A 3,462-nucleotide genomic window follows, 5' to 3' on the forward strand; every position below is an offset into this window, starting at 1 on the left:
TCATGCGATCGCATTATGATTTTTTTACGTTTAGGATGGAAAATCATGTTTGCACCAGAGTTGCTGGAAGTTGCTGAAACTCCTGAAACTACTCAACCTTCACCTAAGACAAATTCTTCCATCAGTTATGCTTAGATTGAGAATATAAGAGAATGTTTATCAACTGGATGTTATAGCAGAAGCAAGAAGGAAAAAGGAGGAAGGTTGATATTCCATTTTTTTTTAGAGTCCATAACTTAAGAGTAGTAATAGCTAGTTGCTATATAGAACCCATTTGAGGTCTATATAATTATGGTAGTTAAGTCTTTTCGCGCATCAATGAGTGAGGAAAAATCATCAGCAAGGAGTGTTGAATTTTTTGTATGATCATGAACCCACATCTTTCCTCTTCCCTCTTCCCTCTTCCCTCTTCTCTCTTCTCTCTTCCCTCTTACCTCCTGTCTCCTGTCTCCTGACTCCTAGCTAAAAAAACTTGATATTTATGAAGATACGATCAGGGGTTCTATATCAAAACAAATTTATCAAAATAATATGGGCCGCGCAACTGCCCGTTACAAAAATTACTTCTGACTTCTGACTTCTGACTTCTGACTTCGTTAACCCTCTGATTATTGACATAGTGATAGTTTATTATAAAATTATTACAATTAGGTCAAAATAATTACACACCTGACAAGGATAAATATATGTCTGCAATAAACGGCGTAATGATGCAGTATTTCCATTGGTATATTCCTCCCGATGGAAATTTATGGAATGAACTAAAAGATAGAGCAAAAGAACTAGCTGATGTAGGAGTTACATCCATTTGGCTACCTCCAGCTTATAAAGGAACTGGCGGTGGCTACGATGTTGGCTACGGAGTCTATGATATGTTCGATCTTGGCGAATTTGACCAAAAAGGCTCGGTTAGAACAAAGTATGGCACAAAGGATGAATATATTGCTGCAGTCAAAGCTGTCCAGGAATATGGCATTAGGGTTTACGCAGATGTCGTCCTTAACCATAAACTAGGAGCAGACGCACCAGAAGAAGTAGAAGCAACACCCTATAATCCAGAAGATCGCAATCAGCAAATCGACGATATGCAGACGATTAAAGTCTGGACTCACTTTACTTTTCCAGGTCGCAAAGGTAAATACTCTGAACAGGAATGGCACTGGTGGCATTTCAACGCAGTCGATTACAACGCATACGACGAAGGCGAGAACGCAGTTTACTTGTTTAAAGATAAGTCTTTTGAGGATGAAGTTGACCTGGAAAAAGGAAATTTCGACTATCTTATGGGCTGCAATTTGGATATGACACATCCAGAAGTGCGCGATGAGCTAAAGCGTTGGGGTGAATGGTTTATAGATACCACCGGAGTAGACGGTTTCCGCTTCGACGCAGTTAAACACGTTCAAGCTGGTTTCTTTCCAGAATGGCTGCAACATTGCCGTCACCATGCAGGTCGCAATCTTTTTGCTGTTGGTGAATACTGGTCTGATGAGATTGAAGCTCTTCACCATTTTATTGAAGCCACGGGAGGCGATGTTTTACTCTTCGATGCACCCTTGCACTATAACTTCAGCACTGCTAGTAAACAGGGTAATGAGTATGATATGCGGCAGATATTTGACGACACTTTGGTGCAAGACCAGCCAGCTTTAGCAGTCACCTTGGTGGAAAATCATGATTCTCAACCATTGCAATCTTTGGAATCTGTTGTAGAATCTTGGTTTAAGCCATTAGCTTATGCATTGATTCTGCTACGAGCTGAAGGCTATCCCTGCATTTTCTATGGAGATTACTATGGCGCTCATTATCAAGATAATGGTCCCGATGGCAATGAGTACGAAATCTGGCTTGACAGTCATAAATGGCTAATTGACAAATTTTTATATGCTCGTGAAACCTATGGTTATGGCGACCAATATGATTATTTCGATCATGCTAATACCCTTGGTTGGACGCGCTTGGGGGATGAAGAGCATCCCGGTGGAATGGCAGTTGTTTTGAGTAATGGCGGTGATGGCACGAAGTACATGGAGGTGGGGCAACCAAACCAAACTTACATTGACATCACTGAACATATCAGCGAACCGATAACTACAAATGATGAAGGTTGGGCTGATTTTAAATGTAATGCAGGTTCAGTTTCAGTGTGGGTTCCACAGTAGGGGAGCAGGGGAGTGGGGGGGGGGTAGGGGAGTAGGGGAGTGGGGGAGTAGGGGAGTGGGGGAGGAGGGGAGTGGGGGAGTAGTAAACATCAGAATAATTAATATTAATATCATGTCCGCACTTTATCGTTTGTGTAGACCCAAGGGTGAATATCTACAGGAAATTTAGGTTTTTTTCTTGCTCAAATGTTTCATCTGAGCTGCATTGCCAAATCTTTCTTGATCTTCTAACACTCCTCATCACCCCATCACCCCATCACCCCTTATGATGGTGGTTGAGGAAATTTTCTCTCCCTAACTTCCCAACTATATTCTTTCACTGCTTGAGTAATATTTTCTCGCAAATTAACATAAGATTTAGCAAAAGGAGGTTGCCAATCAGAAATGCCTAAAACATCATTAATAACTAATACCTGACCATCACAATAGACACCTGCACCAATACCAATAGTAGGAATGGAAACTTTTTCAGTAATCTCTTTAGCTAAATCTGCTCCAATATGTTCTAAAATCATGGCAAAAGTACCAGCTTCTTCCACAGCGACAGCTTCTGCTAAAATACGCGCCTTAGCATCGGGAGTTTTGCCTTGTTTGCGATAACCTCCAAATTGATGTACAGATTGGGGAGTTAGACCAATATGACCCATAACCGGAATACCTACTGATGTTAATTTACTTATCGTTTGAGCGATCGCTTCATTTCCACCTTCTAATTTCACAGCTTGAGCGCCTGTTTCTTTGAGTATTCTCCCTGCAGAATGTATAGCTTGTTGAATACTTTCTTGATAAGTTAAAAATGGTAAATCTACCACTATTAAAGCTTGCTTAACACCTCGTCGCACTGCTTTAGCATGATGAATCATTTCATCAAGAGTAACTGGTAGAGTTGTATCATAGCCTAATGCTACCATTGCCAGAGAATCTCCCACCAAAATTAAATCTACTCCTGCTTGGTCTAAAATTTGAGCTATCGCATAATCATAGGCCGTTAAAGCTACTATAGAGCGACCTTTTTGTTTCCATTGAATTAGTTGTTTTGTGGTAACTGTCATTTTAATTAAGTTAAAAGTTATAGCAAGAAAAGTATAGTTTATATTAACAGGACTTACGCAAATTCACCTTAAAAACACCTATGTAGGGGCGTTAGTGGCAGCTCTACGTTAGCAAATGCCATTCGCCCTCTCTTGATTTATTGCTCCGATGCTAATGTAGCACTACAAGGATTGATTAGGACATTTTTAAATCTTCAGGACTTACGCATTATTCCAATAAAAACACTATATATACCATATTGCTATAG

The 3,462-nt window shown here is 40.3% G+C and carries 2 protein-coding genes; one reads left to right on the forward strand and one right to left on the reverse strand.

Annotation, left to right across the window (positions count from 1 at the left end):
- The first annotated feature begins 707 nt into the window (after positions 1 to 707).
- Positions 708 to 2,162, forward strand: a complete 1,455-nt coding sequence (locus tag D5R40_RS31285) for an alpha-amylase (RefSeq protein WP_339379517.1) — start codon at positions 708 to 710, stop codon at positions 2,160 to 2,162.
- Positions 2,163 to 2,425: 263 nt separating this feature from the next.
- Here the strand turns inward: D5R40_RS31285 and panB are convergent, their stop codons facing one another.
- Positions 2,426 to 3,214, reverse strand: coding sequence for a 3-methyl-2-oxobutanoate hydroxymethyltransferase (gene panB / locus D5R40_RS31295; RefSeq protein WP_124155750.1), 789 nt, complete (start codon positions 3,212 to 3,214; stop codon positions 2,426 to 2,428).
- Between the last annotated feature and the right edge of the window lie 248 nt (positions 3,215 to 3,462).

It is taken from the genome of Okeania hirsuta (assembly GCF_003838195.1).
Taxonomy (GTDB): Bacteria; Cyanobacteriota; Cyanobacteriia; order Cyanobacteriales; family Microcoleaceae; genus Okeania; species Okeania hirsuta.